The 16,974-nt window shown below is 49.9% G+C and carries 17 protein-coding genes; 15 read left to right on the top strand and 2 right to left on the bottom strand.

The genetic code is table 11. From position 1 onward, the window contains the following. Nucleotides 1-139: 139 nt before the first annotated feature. A complete protein-coding gene (gene tcdA, locus MIB40_RS04300; RefSeq protein ID WP_249691219.1) occupies nucleotides 140-964 on the top strand; it encodes a tRNA cyclic N6-threonylcarbamoyladenosine(37) synthase TcdA in 825 nt (274 codons plus the stop codon). Here the strand turns inward: tcdA and MIB40_RS04295 are convergent. Then, nucleotides 927-2,612, bottom strand: a complete 1,686-nt coding sequence (locus MIB40_RS04295) for a SufS family cysteine desulfurase (protein ID WP_249691217.1) — start codon at nucleotides 2,610-2,612, stop codon at nucleotides 927-929. The two genes, tcdA and MIB40_RS04295, sit on opposite strands and share 38 nt — an antisense overlap. Before the next feature lie 211 nt (nucleotides 2,613-2,823). Here MIB40_RS04295 and asnS point away from each other — a divergent pair, with 211 nt between their 5' ends. Next, nucleotides 2,824-4,224: an asparagine--tRNA ligase gene (gene asnS, locus MIB40_RS04290; RefSeq protein ID WP_249691215.1), complete on the top strand. Its 1,401-nt coding sequence runs from the start codon at nucleotides 2,824-2,826 to the stop codon at nucleotides 4,222-4,224. Nucleotides 4,225-4,313: 89 nt separating this feature from the next. Here asnS and MIB40_RS04285 read toward each other — a convergent pair whose 3' ends face one another. Continuing rightward, a complete protein-coding gene (locus MIB40_RS04285) occupies nucleotides 4,314-4,754 on the bottom strand; it encodes a hypothetical protein (protein WP_249691213.1) in 441 nt (146 codons plus the stop codon). A gap of 377 nt (nucleotides 4,755-5,131) precedes the next feature. On the opposite strand from MIB40_RS04285, the gene MIB40_RS04280 reads away from it, so the two are divergent. The 13 genes from MIB40_RS04280 to MIB40_RS04220 all read left to right on the top strand — a co-directional run bounded on the left by MIB40_RS04280 (nucleotide 5,132) and on the right by MIB40_RS04220 (nucleotide 16,947). Next, nucleotides 5,132-6,598 carry an aminoacyl-histidine dipeptidase gene (locus MIB40_RS04280; protein WP_249691212.1) on the top strand — a complete coding sequence of 489 codons (1,467 nt, stop codon included), beginning with the start codon at nucleotides 5,132-5,134 and terminating at the stop codon, nucleotides 6,596-6,598. Nucleotides 6,599-6,646: 48 nt separating this feature from the next. Beyond that, entirely contained in the window at nucleotides 6,647-8,023 is a 1,377-nt protein-coding gene (locus MIB40_RS04275) for an L-serine ammonia-lyase (protein ID WP_249691210.1), read from the top strand. A gap of 258 nt (nucleotides 8,024-8,281) precedes the next feature. Next, a complete protein-coding gene (locus MIB40_RS04270) occupies nucleotides 8,282-8,854 on the top strand; it encodes a hypothetical protein (protein ID WP_249691208.1) in 573 nt (190 codons plus the stop codon). A gap of 84 nt (nucleotides 8,855-8,938) precedes the next feature. Then, entirely contained in the window at nucleotides 8,939-9,376 is a 438-nt protein-coding gene (locus tag MIB40_RS04265) for a hypothetical protein (protein WP_249691206.1), read from the top strand. Nucleotides 9,377-9,484: 108 nt separating this feature from the next. Beyond that, on the top strand, nucleotides 9,485-10,192 hold the full coding sequence (locus MIB40_RS04260; protein WP_249691204.1) for a vWA domain-containing protein: 708 nt from the start codon (nucleotides 9,485-9,487) through the stop codon (nucleotides 10,190-10,192). 2 nt (nucleotides 10,193-10,194) lie between these two features. Next, nucleotides 10,195-10,911, top strand: a complete 717-nt coding sequence (locus MIB40_RS04255) for a DnaJ domain-containing protein (protein ID WP_249691202.1) — start codon at nucleotides 10,195-10,197, stop codon at nucleotides 10,909-10,911. Beyond that, the gene (locus tag MIB40_RS04250; protein WP_249691201.1) at nucleotides 10,911-11,264 is read left to right on the top strand and encodes a hypothetical protein; all 354 of its coding nucleotides are present in this window, start codon (nucleotides 10,911-10,913) and stop codon (nucleotides 11,262-11,264) included. Before MIB40_RS04255 ends, MIB40_RS04250 begins: the two co-directional genes overlap by 1 nt. A 622-nt stretch (nucleotides 11,265-11,886) precedes the next feature. Then, complete coding sequence (locus MIB40_RS04245; RefSeq protein ID WP_249691198.1) at nucleotides 11,887-12,546, top strand: TetR/AcrR family transcriptional regulator; 660 nt, start codon at nucleotides 11,887-11,889, stop codon at nucleotides 12,544-12,546. A gap of 156 nt (nucleotides 12,547-12,702) precedes the next feature. Then, nucleotides 12,703-13,725 carry a response regulator gene (locus tag MIB40_RS04240; RefSeq protein WP_249735313.1) on the top strand — a complete coding sequence of 341 codons (1,023 nt, stop codon included), beginning with the start codon at nucleotides 12,703-12,705 and terminating at the stop codon, nucleotides 13,723-13,725. After that, nucleotides 13,722-14,681 carry a GGDEF domain-containing protein gene (locus tag MIB40_RS04235; protein WP_249691195.1) on the top strand — a complete coding sequence of 320 codons (960 nt, stop codon included), beginning with the start codon at nucleotides 13,722-13,724 and terminating at the stop codon, nucleotides 14,679-14,681. The genes MIB40_RS04240 and MIB40_RS04235 overlap by 4 nt, the downstream gene beginning before the upstream one ends. 107 nt (nucleotides 14,682-14,788) lie before the next feature. Then, complete coding sequence (locus tag MIB40_RS04230) at nucleotides 14,789-15,679, top strand: radical SAM protein (protein WP_264758432.1); 891 nt, start codon at nucleotides 14,789-14,791, stop codon at nucleotides 15,677-15,679. Between the two features lie 12 nt (nucleotides 15,680-15,691). After that, complete coding sequence (locus MIB40_RS04225; RefSeq protein ID WP_249691191.1) at nucleotides 15,692-16,294, top strand: DUF4823 domain-containing protein; 603 nt, start codon at nucleotides 15,692-15,694, stop codon at nucleotides 16,292-16,294. A gap of 29 nt (nucleotides 16,295-16,323) precedes the next feature. Beyond that, nucleotides 16,324-16,947 carry a DUF1285 domain-containing protein gene (locus MIB40_RS04220; RefSeq protein ID WP_249691189.1) on the top strand — a complete coding sequence of 208 codons (624 nt, stop codon included), beginning with the start codon at nucleotides 16,324-16,326 and terminating at the stop codon, nucleotides 16,945-16,947. Nucleotides 16,948-16,974: the final 27 nt, after the last annotated feature.

The raw sequence follows: 16,974 nt of genomic DNA, 5'->3' as shown, positions 1-16,974 counted from the left end.
AATCATAGCCGGTTATCACCGTGTCGAGGGGAATGACGTTACAGGCATCCGATAGCGGATTGGCCTCTCTGTAATCATGGCGGGCAAGCGAGTAAAATGGCCCAGCTTTTGATCAGTAGGTGCGGTGTAAGGGGTGAGTATGTTTTCTGAGAGTGTGATGGCGAGATTCGGTGGGATCGCACGCCTTTATGGTGTTCAGGGGTTAGAATCACTACAGCGCTCCCATGGTTGTGTGATAGGGATTGGCGGTGTCGGTTCCTGGGCGGCCGAAGCGTTGGTTCGCTCGGGGCTTGGGGCGATAACTCTGATAGATCTTGATGAGGTGTGCGTAACCAACAGCAACCGACAAATACATGCACTAACCTCTACCGTTGGGCAGTCCAAAGTGGTTGCGATGAAGGAGCGCTTACTGCTCATCAACCCGGAATGCAGGATCAAGACCATCGAGGATTTTGTTGATAGCGAGAATGTGATGACGTTATTAAGTGGGCCTTTTGACCTGGTTATTGATGCCATCGATAACGTGCCAGCCAAAGCGGCCATCATTGCCTATTGTCGGCGCAATAAGTTGAATCTGGTCTGTACCGGCGCCGCAGGAGGGCAAACGAATCCCCTGGCGATTGATGTTGCAGATATCAATAAAACGTACAACGATCCACTCGCGGCCAAGACCCGAGCGTTGTTGCGTCGCCGCTATGGGTTTACCCGCAATACCAAGCGTAATTACGGTATTCCCTGTGTCTATTCAACCCAGCAATTGATGTACCCCCAGCCCGATGGCAGCGTCTGCCATACCAGGTCTCTTGAGAACGGCGAGGTGAAACTTGACTGCAGCGGGGGATTTGGTGCTTCCACTATGATGACGGCCAGCTTTGGCTTTACTGCTGCATCTCTGGGTATTGATCGGCTGCTAAAAAGGTGTCGTGCTAGTAATGAGTTGCTCGCCGACGAATCTGCTCAATGATTCGGTGCAATCCATTACTGCGCGACGGGCTCAAATGACGCTCGAGGCCCAGGGGCTCAAAGTCTGGCATCGGGTCAAAGGTTTGTAATTCCTTAATCGGTCGATGGTTGGCCAGACATAGCAGTAAACTGAGTAAGCCTCTGAGTAAGCGGGATTCGCTGTCGGCCATTAGCTCCAGGCGAGCGTCCTTGCCTTGATCAATGATTTGGCTGTGTAACCATACTGGGCTTTCACAACCACTGACCAGATTCTCAGGGCCACGAAAGTTATCCGGTAGGGAGGGGAGGTTGTCCCCGAGTTGCATGATTTTACGATAACGTTGTTGCCACTGCGGTGTTGCTAACAGCGGCTTGATTACTTGCTCAAACGACAGACTTTTACCGTATTGATCAAAGGATTGCTGGTGATTGGTTGGTCTTGTGACAGCTAACGCGGCCCTCTCTTGTGACAGTATCTGCTCGAGATTATCTGCAAACCGGTCTACTTCCGCTAGCTGGTTGTAGGCCGAAAATGATATTCGGATGGTACCTTTTAGACCAAGCAGCTGCATTAAAGGCATGGCGCAATGGTGCCCCGTTCGAACTGCGATGCCTGCTTGATCAAGCTGAGCGGAGATATCCTTATGGTCCATAGTCGGCACCTGTAGCGATAGCACCGGGCCTTGCATTTCAGGGTTGACAACTAATCTGACCCCGGGTATCGCCAGACAGCGTTCTTTGGCGTGGCTCAGCAGCTGCTGTTCATGCGCTATAAGCTGTTTGCGGTCGAGCTGGCCTAACATGTCCAGTGCTGCGGCAAAGCCAATGGCACCGCTGATATTAGGGGTACCTGCTTCGAAGCGTAAAGGCGGGGGTTGATAAATGCTGCGCTCGAAGCTGACATGCTCAATCATCTCACCGCCACCTTGCCAGGGAGGGAGGGTTTCCATAATGGAGCGCTTGCCGAAGAGCAGGCCAATTCCCGTTGGGGCGAAGGCTTTGTGTCCCGAGCAGACGAAAAAATCGCAGCCCATTTGCTGCAGATCTATGCGATGGTGAGCGATCGACTGCGCACCATCCACCAGGAATAAAGCTCCAGCATTATGGGCAAGTTCAATCATGGCGGGAAGGTCAGGCTGACTGCCGATAGCGTTTGAACACTGTGTAACAGCCACCAGTCGAGTCCGTGAGTTCAAGAGTTGCTGATAAGCTTCCAGGTCCAGATCACCCTGCGAATTCAGGGGTATGACTTTGATGCAGGCGCCGCCACGTTGGGCGGCTAACTGCCAGGGTACAATATTCGCGTGGTGTTCCAGGGCACTGATCAATATCTCATCACCGGGCAACAAGGGCAGGCAATTGGCGAGTAGATTGATGCCTTCGGTAGTGCCCCGGGTCCAGATGATCTCGGCCCGATGACGGGCATTTAAAAACTGTTGAGCGGTATCCCTGGCATTTTCATAATAGCGTGTGGCGTTGTCGCTAAGCCGGTGGGCTGCTCGGTGCACATTAGCATTGGTTTCACGGTAGTAACGTTCCACGGCTTGCAATACACAATCTGGCTTTTGGGTTGTGGCTGCGTTGTCGAAATAGATCAATCCATCGCGCTCGGCCCCTTGCTTGATCAATGGGAATTGTTTGCGAAACGAGTTGGGGTCGAAGGTTGGCATGATAGTGCAAGGAGTGTCGAAGAGGGTAACCGGTATGAAACAACAGGAAGCAGGCGCGACATACTGAGGCAATGCTTATGATAGTTCAAGCGGGCAGAACACCGATCTGTTTAAAGCAGATGACAGCGCTAGCAAGCATGCTAGAATCTTCGCCCAGTTAAAGGATCTTCAGGGTCCATTCCTCTGACATCAATTTGAGTGTGTGCAGATTATGAACAGTTACACGACGAAATCACTGCTGGCGGGCGAGGTTGCTGTGGGCACTGCGGTACAGATCAAGGGTTGGGTTCGTTCCCGGCGGGATTCCAAAGCGGGAATCTCTTTTGTAGCAATCAATGACGGCTCCAGTTTTGATTCTTTACAAGCGGTTGTTCCGTCAAGCCTGGCTAATTACGAATCTGAGATCTTACACCTCAGTGCCGGTTGTTCGGTGATTGTTGAAGGCGAACTGGTTGAGTCCCAGGGTCAGGGGCAGAGTTTTGAAATACAGGCCAGTGCGGTCGAAGTTGTTGGCTGGGTTGATGACCCGGAAACCTATCCGGTTGCTAAGAAACGCCACACCTTTGAATACCTCCGCTCCGTTGCTCACCTTAGACCCCGCACCAACGCCTTTGGCGCTATTACGCGGGTTCGTACGACGGTATCCAACGCGATCCACAACTTTTTTTATGAGCAGGGCTTCCAGTGGATCAATACACCACTTATCACTGCCAGTGACTGCGAAGGGGCGGGGGAATTATTTCGCGTCAGCACACTGGATCTGACGAACATACCTCGCGATGACAAAGGCGATATCGATTTTAAAGAAGATTTTTTCGGTAAAGAAAGCTTTCTCACTGTATCGGGGCAACTGAACGTCGAGGCTTATTGTCTCGCCATGTCCAAGGTGTACACCTTCGGACCGACCTTCAGGGCAGAAAACTCCAACACCAGCCGCCACCTGGCAGAGTTCTGGATGGTTGAGCCCGAAATTGCCTTTGCCGACCTGAATGATTGTGCCGATCTTGCTGAGAATCTGCTCAAGCATCTTTTCAAGGTTGTGTTGGATGAGCGTCAAGAGGATATGGCATTTTTCGCGCAGCGCATCGACAAGCAAGCAATTTCCCGCCTTGAGCATATGGTGAATTCTGACTTCGAACGTATGGACTATTCGGAAGCGATTCGAATTCTGGAAAACTGCGGTAAAGGCTTCGAATACCCGGTTAAATGGGGGCTTGATTTACAGTCTGAACACGAGCGCTTCCTGGCTGAAGAGCATGTCGGTCGACCGGTAGTGTTGATGAACTACCCCAAAGAGATCAAAGCCTTCTATATGCGCCTTAACGATGATGACCGCACGGTGGCGGCGATGGATGTACTGGCACCGGGTATTGGCGAAATTATCGGCGGTAGTCAGCGAGAAGAGCGTCTGGATGTCCTCGATCGTCGAATGCTGGAAGCGGGCATCGCCTTGGAAGACCTTGCCTGGTACCGGGATCTGCGTCGCTATGGGACTGTGCCTCACGGTGGTTTCGGGTTGGGCTTTGAGCGTCTGATCAACTACATCACGGGTATGGAAAATATTCGCGATGCCATACCCTTTCCGCGTACTCCAAAGCACGCACCTTTTTAGCTATCGATCTTGGAGTAACAATAAAAAACGGGGAGGCTAACCAGCCTCCCCGTTTTTTATTGTCTATTGAGACTTTAATGGTTCAATGATTAAGCCGCAACGATGGGCGTTTCTGATTGTGGCGAGCTGTCAACCTGAGTGTCGGCTTTGGCGTCACGCAAGGGGATTGGAATATGTCCTTGCAAGGTGACTGAGACAATTCTCAATGCGGTTTCATCAAGAGGGTGCCATTTAATGGCGAATACGCGATTACTGCGGTCCAGTAGAGGCACGATTTGCTGAAAGTGTTCTCTGGTGTAGCGCATTGCCGGTAGGTGTTCGACAAAACAGATGCTATCGAGTTCGTCAAAATGCCACAGGCCTTTTTCCTGGAGGTGTTGTAAATACCGCTCGGCAGCCTGGGTGATTGACATTCCCGGGTTATCATCCAGCTCGGTGAGTACAATGGTTTTGCCCTGGGAACAATGAAAAATTGTCACCCCATAACAGGCTAACTGGTTATTCCAGTCGTGGGATCGAACTAACAGCATCCTTTCTCTCCTGCAGTTGCCAAAGCTAAAATCAATGGCTTAGATGGCACTCTTAAAACTGTGGCTAGCATTCCTTGTTTAGCCCAATATTTTGACCAAAAAGTGCCTTAATCGATTATAGGGAAGGGGGGCGGTTTCTGTTAGATGATTAATGCATAGCTTGCATTCGATTGATCACTTTAACGGTATTTGCTTGACGGTAGGGGGTTGTCTTCTGATCGGCAAGTAGCGCTGGGTTTCGCTGGCAAGGGGCCATAACCATGAGGGGGATTAGGTATCTTTACTTAGTTCGCTGCCTGGGTTTCAGTGCTATAACTCAATCAAGTCATGCCCGATTGGGTCAATGATTCCTATTTTAATGATTACAGGAACTGAGTATGAGTGCTATCGACAGTTTACAACCGCAGCCGCTATGGAATTATTTCTCGCAACTCTGTGGGGTGCCTCGGCCTTCTGGTGAAGAGGCTGCAGTGCGCCAACTGATCATAGATTTTGCTCAATCACTAGGTTTGCAATATCTGGTCGATTCGGCCGGGAATCTCATTGTTAAAAAGCCTGCGACGGCTGGGTATGAAAACCGCGCTGGCGTGGTTTTGCAGAGCCATCTGGATATGGTGCCGCAGAAAAACAATGACAGTAATCACGATTTCAGTAAGGACCCTATCAGTCCGTTTATAGATGGGGATTGGGTGCGAGCCGATGGTACGACTTTAGGTGCCGATAATGGCATTGGGGTTGCAGCCATCATGGCGGTACTGGCGTCCAATGAGCTTCAGCATGGTCCTGTTGAGGCGCTGTTCACCATTGAAGAAGAAAGCTCAATGAGTGGGGCAGAGGGATTAGGTGCTGATACCTTGGATGGTGAGATTCTCTTCAATCTGGATTCAGAAGATGAAGGTGAGCTCTTTGTTGGCTGTGCCGGCTGTGTCGACATTGTTTCAACGGCACAGTACGAAGAGGTGAAACCGGAAGAAAACAGCAAGAGTTTTGAAATTTTTGTCAGCGGTTTGAAGGGTGGGCATTCGGGCTGTGATATCCACCTCGGCCGCGGCAATGCCAACCGCGTTATGGCGCGACTCCTCAAACGCGGCACCGGTGAGCTTGGTATGTCCATCAGCAGCCTGAAGGGCGGTAGCTTACGCAACGCCATTCCTCGGGAAGCTTTCGCTAATGTTGTCGTGCCTGCAGCGAACGCTGAACGTTTGCGTGAAATTGCTGAGGAAGTAAAGGCTATCGTGCAAGCGGAATTGGCTGCCGTGGAAGGTGATCTTTCTATTTCGGTCAAGGAAGTAACTCCGCTGAACCTGGTGATGCCTCAAGCCACACAGCGCGATTGGCTGGCGCTTTTGGCCTGTTGCCCGATAGGTGTTCAGCGCATGAGTGATAGCGTTCCGGGAGTGGTTGAGACCTCGAACAATCTAGCGGTAGTTCATATCGCTAACGGTAACATCAAAGTCGAGTGTATGGCTCGCAGTGCGGTTGATAGTGCAATGGATGAACTGGCGGAAACTATCCGGGATGCCTTCGCTTTGACAGGTGCCGAGTCGCGTTTCGAAGCGCCTTCTCCCGGTTGGACCCCGAATATGAATTCGCCCATTCTCGGTGTCATGCGCAAGACCTACCAGCGCCTGTTTGATCAGGACCCTGAAATTAAAGTCATCCATGCCGGGCTCGAATGCGGTTTGCTGGGAGGAACCTATCCACGTTGGGATATGATCTCCTTTGGACCTACCATTCGTTTCCCCCATTCACCGGATGAAAAGGTCGAGATTAAAACGGTAGATCGCTTTTGGCAGCTGCTCAGCGCAGCGTTGAGAGAGGTTCCTGAATCCCGTTCCAACTAGGGCTACACTCTATTTAATGTCGTCATAACAAGGACGCGGGCGGATATCATGCAGCTGAGTATTTTTGATCTGTTCAAAATAGGTATTGGCCCGTCCAGCTCACATACGGTGGGTCCAATGTGGGCTATGTTCCGCTTTCTCAAGTGTTTGAGTGTCGAAGGTCATCTAGATGAGCTGGATCGAGTAGAAGTCCACCTCTATGGTTCGCTAGCTTTAACCGGGAAGGGGCATGGCACCGACAAGGCGGTGGTGTTGGGCTTGTCTGGATGTCGTCCTGACCGGGTTTTGCCGGAAGAAGCGCAAGCGATCGTAGAGCAGGTACAGAGCACTGGGCGTTTGGCGCTGGCCAGTTGTGCCATCGACTTCAATCCCGATAGCGAGATTTTTTTTCATAACGACGAGGTATTGTCCCGGCACCCCAATGGTCTTTGTGCCATCGCCTATGCTGGCTCGCACCAATTGGTCCGACGTGAATATTTCTCGGTTGGTGGTGGTTTTATCGTCGAGGAGGATAAGGTTGAGGCCGTTGCTCTGGACGCATCGGGCTCCAAGGTCCCTTATCCTTTCACAACCGCCAAACAGCTATTGGATACCTGTCAGCAACATTCCTTGAGTATTTCCCAATTGATGCTGGGGAATGAGTTGGCGATTCAGGGTAATGAGCAAACCGTTTTCCAGTTACTCGATCGTATCTGGGAAGTTATGGAAAGCAGTATCGAGCGGGGATGCAGTCTCGAAGGAACACTACCTGGAGGTCTGGGCATTCGCCGGCGAGCTCATCGCCTGGCGGAAGAGTTGAAAGCCAAACCGGAGGCCGCGTTACGCGACCCATTGACGGCGATGGATTGGGTAAGCCTGTATGCGCTGGCGGTCAACGAAGAAAATGCCGCCGGTGGTCGTGTTGTCACCGCCCCGACCAACGGTGCGGCAGGGGTTATTCCGGCAGTGTTGGCCTATTACATGCGGTTTATGCACGGCGCCAACCAGCAAGGAATGCGCGACTTCCTGGCAACGGCTGCGGCCATTGGTATGCTCTATAAGCACAATGCCTCTATCTCGGCAGCCGAGGTGGGCTGTCAGGGAGAGATCGGAGTGGCCTGTTCCATGGCCGCCGGAGCGTTAGCGGCAGTAATGGGAGGAAGTTGTGAGCAGGTCGAAAATGCCGCAGAAATTGGCATGGAGCATAATCTGGGTATGACTTGCGATCCCATAGGCGGGTTGGTGCAGGTGCCCTGTATCGAGCGCAATACCATGGGTGCCATCAAGGCTATTAATGCTGCTCGTCTGGCACTCCGTGGCGATGGGCAGCACCGCGTCGCTCTTGATTCTGTCATCGAAACCATGCGACAGACCGGAATTGATATGCAGAGCAAGTATAAGGAAACCTCCCAAGGGGGGCTTGCGGTCAACGTTGTCGAGTGCTGAATCATTATTGTGTACCGCTATCGTCCCAGGTTAAACGTATAGCAGGTTGTCATTACTCTGGTAAATCCAGTTGAGTAGAGCCGTCAGTGGGCTGGTTAATATTTAACCTGCTATTCTGATTGATAAAGCCGCAACTGTTACAGGGTTATGCGCAACGCACCACTGCTACCCTTCGCTGGTTTGCTGTTGATCGGCCTCTATGCCAGCGTTTCATCGATATCCTCTCGTGATTCATCCTTGAAGCATGAAGAGGTCGATATGAAGCTTTCAAATCCCATTCTGTCAAACCGGCCTTCAGTATCCGATAAATCTTCCAGCGCTGAGCCACTCTTCCTTGAACCTCAATCAGTCGCTCCGATTACAGGTCAGGATGACATAACAACATCCTCTGGCTTTTCCAGCAGGCAACCGGTAGCTACAGCAAATAATTCTGTGGACTCGGTGGTGATGAATCCCCACTCAAAACCACTGGGATCGAGTTGCCATTATTGGAAAACACATCTTAAAGGCTTAATTAAAAAGCAGTCCTATCTTTCTGAAAATAATGATAATTACATACTTACCCGCAGCAACAGATTATTAATTCAAGGCCACATAAAGCTAGTGCAAGAATGTGCTCCGGGGGCCGCATACCGGGAAGATTTGTTTGCACGTATATGCCAATTGGGTGACGAGATGTTGGCCGTAGCCGATCCAGAGTTGTTGTCCATGACCCTGACTCAGGTCCAGGGGGAGGGGTGGGAGCGTTTGTCGTTGCAAGAATATGCTGACCAGCTGCAGGCCAATTATTGCGAAGATTCCTCAAAGCGGGTTATAGCATTTCTTCAGTAGGTATAATGCGAAGCGGATAATGGTTCAATCACCCGAATGATTTCCGTATAATACGCGCTCTTTTTTATCAGCGGAGATCAATATATGTCCAAATTGAGCATGGGCGGGCGTTTCGTCAAGCAGGAAGAGTTTGAAGCCATGGAGCAAAGTCGTCTTGTGGCGTTGCTCGAAATTACAGAAAAGCATAACGCCCTGGTTGCCGATTTGACAGCACAGCTAGAAGCCGCCCAACAGCAAGCCGAGCGCGCTACAGAGAATCTCAAAAGCGAGAAACGTGACGCCCAGACGCGCTTGAAAACTTTGGAAGATGAAGTAAAGGTGTTGCGCGCATTAAACCCTGAGCGTTTGAAAAAGCAAAATAAGCGCCAGCAAGAGCAAAATCGCGGTTTGACTGCTGATCTCAATGCTCAGAAGAGCAAAAACAAGCAGTTGAATGACCAGCTAAAGAAGGCTAAATCTGAGCTGGAACAGCTTCAATCCCAGGCCGAAGCCGAAGAAGCTGAGACTCAAAAGGTCGCTTGATCCCTCTTGGGAGTACTCTCCGGCTGACTATCTTTACAAGGACGTTTTCCCTCCTCTTTTCTGGGTTTATACTGGACCCTAAAGAAGCCGAGGGAAAGCAACAGGGATATGGGTGGTCGGTCAAAAGCATTGAAGCCGCATTCCAGCTCAACGGAAATAGAGCGGTTTTTACAGCGGTCTGATTCCTTACCGCTGCTATCCTCCTCCTGTCGGGGACGTTTGATCTTTGCCCTCGACGCTACCGCAAGTCGCGAACCAACATGGGATCGGGCTTCCCATATTCAATCCCAGATGTTTGCTAACACCCGTGCTTTGGGGGAGTTGTATGTGCAGCTCTGTTATTACCGTGGCTATCATCAGTTTAAGGGGTCACGCTGGATGAGTGATTCCAAGGGCTTGTTAGAGGTGATGGAGGGGGTGCGTTGCCTCGGGGGGCAGACCCAGATTGCCAGAGTTTTACAGCACGCTTTGGATGAGTCCAGAAACCAGCCTGTGCAAGGGCTCGTGTTTATCGGCGACTGTGTTGAAGAGCCTGTCGATCTATTGTGTGACCTGGCCGGTCAGCTCAAAATTTGTGGGACACCGGTTTTTGTTTTTCATGAAGGCCATGATGTCGTTGCTTCGGCCGCCTTCAGGCAAATTGCAAGAATCAGCGGCGGCGCCTATGCCCCTTTTAATCTTAACAGTGCATCAGCACTGGAATCTCTCCTGAGTGCCGTTGCCGCTTTCAGTATTGGTGGCATCCCTGCCTTGGAAAAGTTAGCGGGACAGCATTGCGAACAAGTTAAGTTGATAAAGCAGCAGTTGGAGCGCTAGGCATGCAATACGTCTTGTTGAGTTTGATCGTTGCCGGTGTCGGTTGCTGGCTGGCGTTCCAGTCTCCGGCAAAACGCCGCTCTTTCTTCCTGATGGTGGTTATCGCGGCGCTGACTGTTACCGCTGTTTACCTTTTGGTTACCGGCAAGGGAGCCGTCTTGATTGCCTTCTTTGCGGCTTTGCTGCCATTTGCCCGACGTCTATTGCCCCTGCTGCGCTTTTTACCGATTTTTAAGGCGCTCTGGCGTAAACGGAAACAATCGAAAGCGACGTCCGGGGTCTCCGAAGTGGTAACAGAGGGCTTACGAATGACCCTCGACCAGCAAAGTGGGGAGATGGATGGCGAAATTCTGACGGGCCAATTTGCAGGGAAAATGCTCAGTGAGCTCGATTTTGAGTCCATTCTGAGACTTTACGAGTATTGCCCCCCAGCCCAGCAAGACACTCGAAACCTGCTTCAGGGTTATCTGGTCAAAATGCGCAGTGCTCAGTGGGATGAGTACCAACAATGCAATCAGTCGGGCAAGGGCTCGGAGTCGTCTTTGGATGAGGAGAAAGCGTACCAAATTCTGGGTTTGAACCCCGGTGCCAGTCGCGAGCAGATCATTGAGGCACACAGGCGCTTAATATCCAAAGTTCATCCTGATAAGGGAGGCAGTGCTTATCTGGCGGCGCGATTGAATGAAGCCAGATCGCTGTTGTTGCAGAAGGTATCCTGATGGCGCTCATCCTTATCACAGTTGCGTTAACCGTAGGGGTGATTCTGCTCTGCTATTTGTCTCTTTATCTGTCATCGCGAGCCCGTCGAAAACTAAGCCGCCAGCAAGTTTTGGGCCTGATAAAAGCAAAAGTTAATGGGCGGGTAGACACCTTGCTGTGGGTAACCTATTTATCTGTTCCGGTGGACTACGATCCCTGGATAGAAGAGGCTCGGGTTGCCTGTCGGGAGGTGCAAAATCAGGCTGATCTTGCGGCTCAATCTCCCGACGAAGAAAGTCTCAGTGATGATGCGAAAGTGCGTTTGATGCAGATACACGATGAGTTGGCAAAACGTGCAGAGCTGATTTGCTAGTACTCTTATAGATCTGTTGAATTTTTAGTCCAATCAGTTATGCGGCGCCTTCCGTTGAGTGCATGGGAATATTGTCGACGGGATTATCCTGGATGCGTTTGGTGAGCCCTTCTTATCATTCCTTGCTGAAAGCGTGACACAGTAATTGCTTGAATCATAAAAAAACCCCGGTAGTCCTGGGGGGAGGGTACCGGGGCAAGACCATTAGGAGTGAAACAAAGGTACACTTTCCTACGTATATTGGTCATTGCTGACCAGAGCCGAAGGCAGCGAATGGGGGATAGGGGCTGCCTCGGTAGCCTTAAGTATTGTTGCTTGATCATAAAACGTCCAATTTGCTCGCCAGTGTTTTTACACTTTTTTTGCATATCGCTATTTTATATCGATCTGTTTCATTATAGAGGGAGGTAAAGATTGGTGAACGAAATGCCTTCAACTCCCCTTTGATACTGGATAGAGTCATTGATGTAGGCTATTGCTCGGCTATTTTGTCCGTGATGATTAGGGGCCGGGTAAATTTGCAAATCGATTGCTATTCGCCTTTTTCAAGGTCTGTCATAATTGATTTTGACGACTAGGCTCGTTGCAACAACGTTCGCATTGTTACAGGTTTCTCCATTCAATGAAGAAAGAATCCCGAAAAGAAAGAGAGTTTAAGCGTCGAGGCAAAGAGATACTGGAGGTGGCTCTGGGTCTTTTCCTCCGTGATGGAGAAGAGAATGTCACGGTAGAGCGTATCGCAGAAGAAGTGGGTATCGGTAAAGGTACTATTTACAAGCACTTCCGTTCCAAGGCTGAGATCTACTTGCGGATGATGATCGATTATGAGCGAGAGCTTGCAGAGTTATTTCACTCGCAGGAAGTAACCCGTGATAAAGACTCATTGGCTCGCAGCTACTTCGAATATCGTTTAAAAGACCCCGAAAAATATTATCTCTTTGAACGCCTGGAAGAGAAATTGGCGCAGCGCAACCCCTTACCGGAGATGCTCGACGAATTGCACCAGGTGCGGGCTTCCAACTTCGATCGATTAGCGGACTTGATTCGCGCAAGAATTGCGGCAGGTAGTCTGGAAGACGTTCCTGAGTACTATCATTATTGTGCAGCCTGGGCACTTATTTCCGGTGGTGTTGCTATGTATCACTCGCCGTTCTGGCGGGATGTAATTAAAGATAAGGAAGGCTTTTTTCAGTATATGATGGATATTGGTGTTCGAATGGGTAACCGGGGGCGAAGTCGTGCGTCTAAAGCTGGTGAGGCCGTCGATATTACTGGGTTGTAGAGGTGGGGTTTTATCAATTCCTGGGACTAAAAAGAGACTATCGTACAGCTGAGCTGAAGAGGATAGTCCAAATGGATTCTTGGTTTTTTTACTTTTGATGGTTGCCCTGGCCTGCAAAGCAGGCTTGGAATGGCTAAGTGTTAACAGGTGGCGTAATTGAATATTCTGGTCTGCGATGACTCTTTAGTCGCGAGAAAACAGATGTCGTTGGTTATTCCCAAGGGTATGGCACGCCGTATTTTGTTTGCCGAACATGGGCAGCAAGCTCTGCATGCACTGGAGCGTGAGAGCATTGATCTGATGTTTCTGGATTTAACCATGCCGGTCATGGATGGCTATCAGACCCTGGAGCAGCTTCGTCATTTGGGTGTGAACTGTCTGGTAATAGTTGTCTCTGGTGATATACAACCCGCTGCTCAGGCCCGGGTTTTAGATCTTGGCGCACTGGCCTTTATTAAAAAGCCTGTTGACTCTGGCGAGCTGGAAGCCGTACTTCAGGAAAATGGCCTATTAGACAGAACTTATGAGGATGAAAGCACGGCCATTGGTTCAGCTGCTGAGCTAATCGGTAGTTCACAACAGACGCCTCAGGAATGTTTGCAGGAAATTGCTAATGTTGCCATGGGGCAGGCCGCAGACAGATTGGCTCGTTTGTTGGGTGTGTTCATTGAATTGCCGATCCCTAGGCTGGCAGCGCTTTCTGGAGGTGAGTTAGCCATGACACTGGATGCCTTGACGAACGGCAATCACATAGCCGTCTGTCAAGGGTTCGTATCAAGAGGTTTGGCGGCCGAAGCCTTACTCAGTATGGATGTATCCGATGCTGAAAGTCTGCGTAAATTAATGCACCAGCGTAATCTTTCCCTCGGTAATGATGATGGTGCGGTTTTGGATGCGGCAATCGTCTTGATCAGTGCTTTTTTAAACGGGATGGGACGTATTCTGGATACTTCTTTTAGCAAGAGTCAGCCAGCCCTGGTATCCGCAGAAACGCTGGTTTTGCCTTTGTGGCGTGCCCACAAAGAGTTGAAAGATGAAACATTAGTGATTGAAGTACCCTATAAGTTCGAAGAGTACAATGTGTCTTGTGACTTGTTGTTGCTGTTCCCGGGCCCTGCTGCCGAAGCTATTTTGGAAAATGCCAGCTACCTGATCGACGATGAAGGAGCAAAGATATGAGCTCCATTCGTGAAATGCATTGGCTGATGGATATGATTACTCACATTAATGTGGGGCTCGTTGTCTTTGATCGTCAAGGCAAGGTGCATGTCTGGAACCATTTTATGGAAAACCACTCAGGTGTGAGTTCCTCTCAAATCAAGCAGGTCGATAGTCTGTTTGATCGTTTTCCCATCTTTCGTGAAACCTGGCTGCAAAAGAAGCTTGATGCCGTGTTGGTTCTTGAAAGTGAGATTTTTATCAGTTCTGAACAGGTCCCCCATTTATTTGATTTTCCAGCTTATAGGCCTGTAACAGGTCAATTGGAGATGATGTATCAGAATGTCAGTCTGAACGTTTTGAAGCAGCCAAGCGGTGAGGCCGATTTAATATCTATGATGATTTACGATGTCACTGATATCGCTGCGAACCGGCTGGCATTGCAAAAAGCGAATCTTGAACTTTCAAACCTTAGCAGAACCGATCGGTTAACAGGGCTATTCAATCGTGGTTATTGGCAAGAGCAGCTTATTTCTATGGTTTCCTTGCATAACCGCTATCAAAATAGCTGTTGTCTTCTAATGTTCGATATTGATCATTTTAAACAAGTGAATGATACCTATGGTCACCTGGCTGGGGATATGGTGATAAAGCAGGTCGCAGCCACTTCGTTATCGATAATGCGTAGTAACGATATCGTGGGTCGATATGGCGGGGAGGAGTTCGCGATAATCCTGCCAGAAACCGATATCGAAGGCGCGCTGCTTTTCGCTGACCGGTTAAGGCGTGCCATTGCCGGTCAGGTGATTCGCTTTGAAAACAAGGATCTGTCTGTGTCGGTCAGTCTTGGGGTTGTTCCTCTCGAGGGTGCTGATTTATCCCCTGAGCAATGCATTTCTGCCGCCGATGCGGCGTTGTATGAAGCCAAGAAATCGGGAAGGAACTGCGTTAAATCGGGTAGTTTGTTGCAAGATTGATGGCATCTGAGGTGCGCTGTTGATCAGCGGGCTGCTGTTTTTTTATACTAAAATTCATATAAAACAGCATATTACTGTCGGCTTTTAAATATTTGTTGAGGTTTTTGATGTACCCCCTGGATTATATTGAGCCTGTTTTTCGACCGCCCAGTGAAGCATCTTCGCTGATACTTCAGGTTACAAATGGCTGTTCGTACAACAAGTGCACCTTCTGTGACATGTACACTGCGGAAGGCAAACAGTTTCGACCTAAGCCGATCGATCAGATTGAAGCCGAGTTAAAAGGGCTTACCCAGCATGGGTATCCGGTTCGTCGAGTCTTTCTTGCAGATGGAGATGCGATGTCTTTGTCATTTCGCCGTTTGAAGGAAATACTGGAATTGATACAGCGTTATTACCCGGACTTAAATCGCGTTTCTTCCTATTGCTTACCCAGAAATTTAAAGAATAAAAGTGTGCAGGAGATGTCTGAGTTGCACGAATTGGGTCTCAAGCTATTGTATGTGGGCTGTGAGAGTGGTGACGACGAGGTGCTCCGCCTGGTGAACAAAGGTGAAACTTACGACTCTTCATTGGCGGCGCTCAGTAAAATTCATCAGGCTGGAATCAAAAGTTCGGTAATGATTCTTAATGGCCTCGGTGGTCCAGAGCTCAGCGGTCAACATGCGTTGAACTCTGCACGGTTGATGAATGCTTCCCAACCGGACTATTTATCCACGCTGGTCGTTGAATTCCCCATGGGCTCAGATCGCTTTGCGGAGCCTTTTGAGGGGCGCTGGAGAAAGTTGAACAAAGTAGAGTTGTTTCAGGAGATGGAGGTGTTATTGTCTACTCTTGAGCTGGAGAAAACCATTTTCAGAAGTGATCATGCCTCAAACTACCTGGTTCTCAAGGGGGTATTAGGGCAGGACAAAAGCGCTTTGCTGGATAAGGTTCGACAGGCGATGGCCAATCCACAACAGGCAGGGTTACGTCAGGAGTGGCAGCGGGGCCTTTAGGGAGGGAAAAGGATGAAGCTGTTTTTCAAACTTGGCGGTCTTCTGTTATTTATGGCAGTCAGTGGCTGCATGCCATCAGATATTTACTCTGAGACGGAGCGGTACGCCCGAGATGCCCGTTTACTCGATTCCTTTGACCTGCATCGCACGGCAAACTGGTCCCTGGTCAATGATCCTTCGATCAGCATTGTCACTATCAAACAGGCGCAAGCGGAAGCGAACCGTTATAACCAGTCTTTGGCTAGTACTGTGGCTGGGGTTTTTCGCGCCTATTTCCCCCATATACATACAGCTAAGCAAGCCAAGAACCTGAATGCAGCTTTGTCGATCGCGCGCCGGGAACGAGCGGATTATCTGCTAATGCCTCAGGTTTTGGTTTATAACGATGCCATAGGGACCTGGGCGGAGTGGCGTGAGTCCCAGGAAATGTCCAAAGTAGGGCGCGATAAAATCAAAATCACCCTGAGTCTCTATAACTCTGGCACGGGTGACCTGGTAGAAAATGCCTATATTGAAGGGCGTAGTGGTTGGCTAACTTTTATCAACAGTGATCCCTCCGAGTTGCTAGGCCCAGCCGTTGATAAATACGCGCACCAGCTGTACGGCAAAGACTAGCCACGAATACCTGAGACAGGAGAGGCAGTATGTCCGGTACGCCGGGTTCATTAGCGAGAGCATTAGGCAAATTGGGCTGCGATAAAGCGCTGCCCCCGGTAGATCAGTGGCAGCCATCTGCGGAAGGGCACAGTGGCATGCAGATTGATCGGGACGGTGACTGGTTTTATCAGGATTCACCGATAGAGAGACCCGCCTTGGTTCGCCTTTTTTCGACTGTTTTGCGCTGCGATGAGGGGGTTTATTATCTGGTGACTCCCGATGAGAAACTCTTAATTGAGGTGGCGGATGTACCCTTTATCGCGGTCGATATTCAGACGCATCATACGACGACCACCGAGCAACAATGCGAGCACACAGACCGGACAAGTCCTAATGCTCAATCCACCTCAAAAGCACTGCTGCTTATCACCAACCTTGGTGACTCTGTGCCTCTTGATTTAGACCATCCTCTAACGATGGTTAAAGACGAGCAGGGCGAAAGTACGCCCTACATTCGAGTGAGAGGTCAACTTCGTGCCCGCATTCACCGTAATCTGTTCTACCATTTAATTGAACAATATGCTGTTGAACATACTCTGGAGCAGAAGCTTCACTTGGGGGTCTGGAGTGGAGGGGAGTTCTTTTCTCTGGGTCAATTACCAAACGAATAAGCCACTAAGCGTCATGCTAAGGACACA

Source organism: Aestuariirhabdus haliotis (assembly GCF_023509475.1).
Taxonomy (GTDB): domain Bacteria; phylum Pseudomonadota; class Gammaproteobacteria; order Pseudomonadales; family Aestuariirhabdaceae; genus Aestuariirhabdus; species Aestuariirhabdus haliotis.
This window is presented reverse-complemented; position numbering and strand designations above follow the sequence as displayed.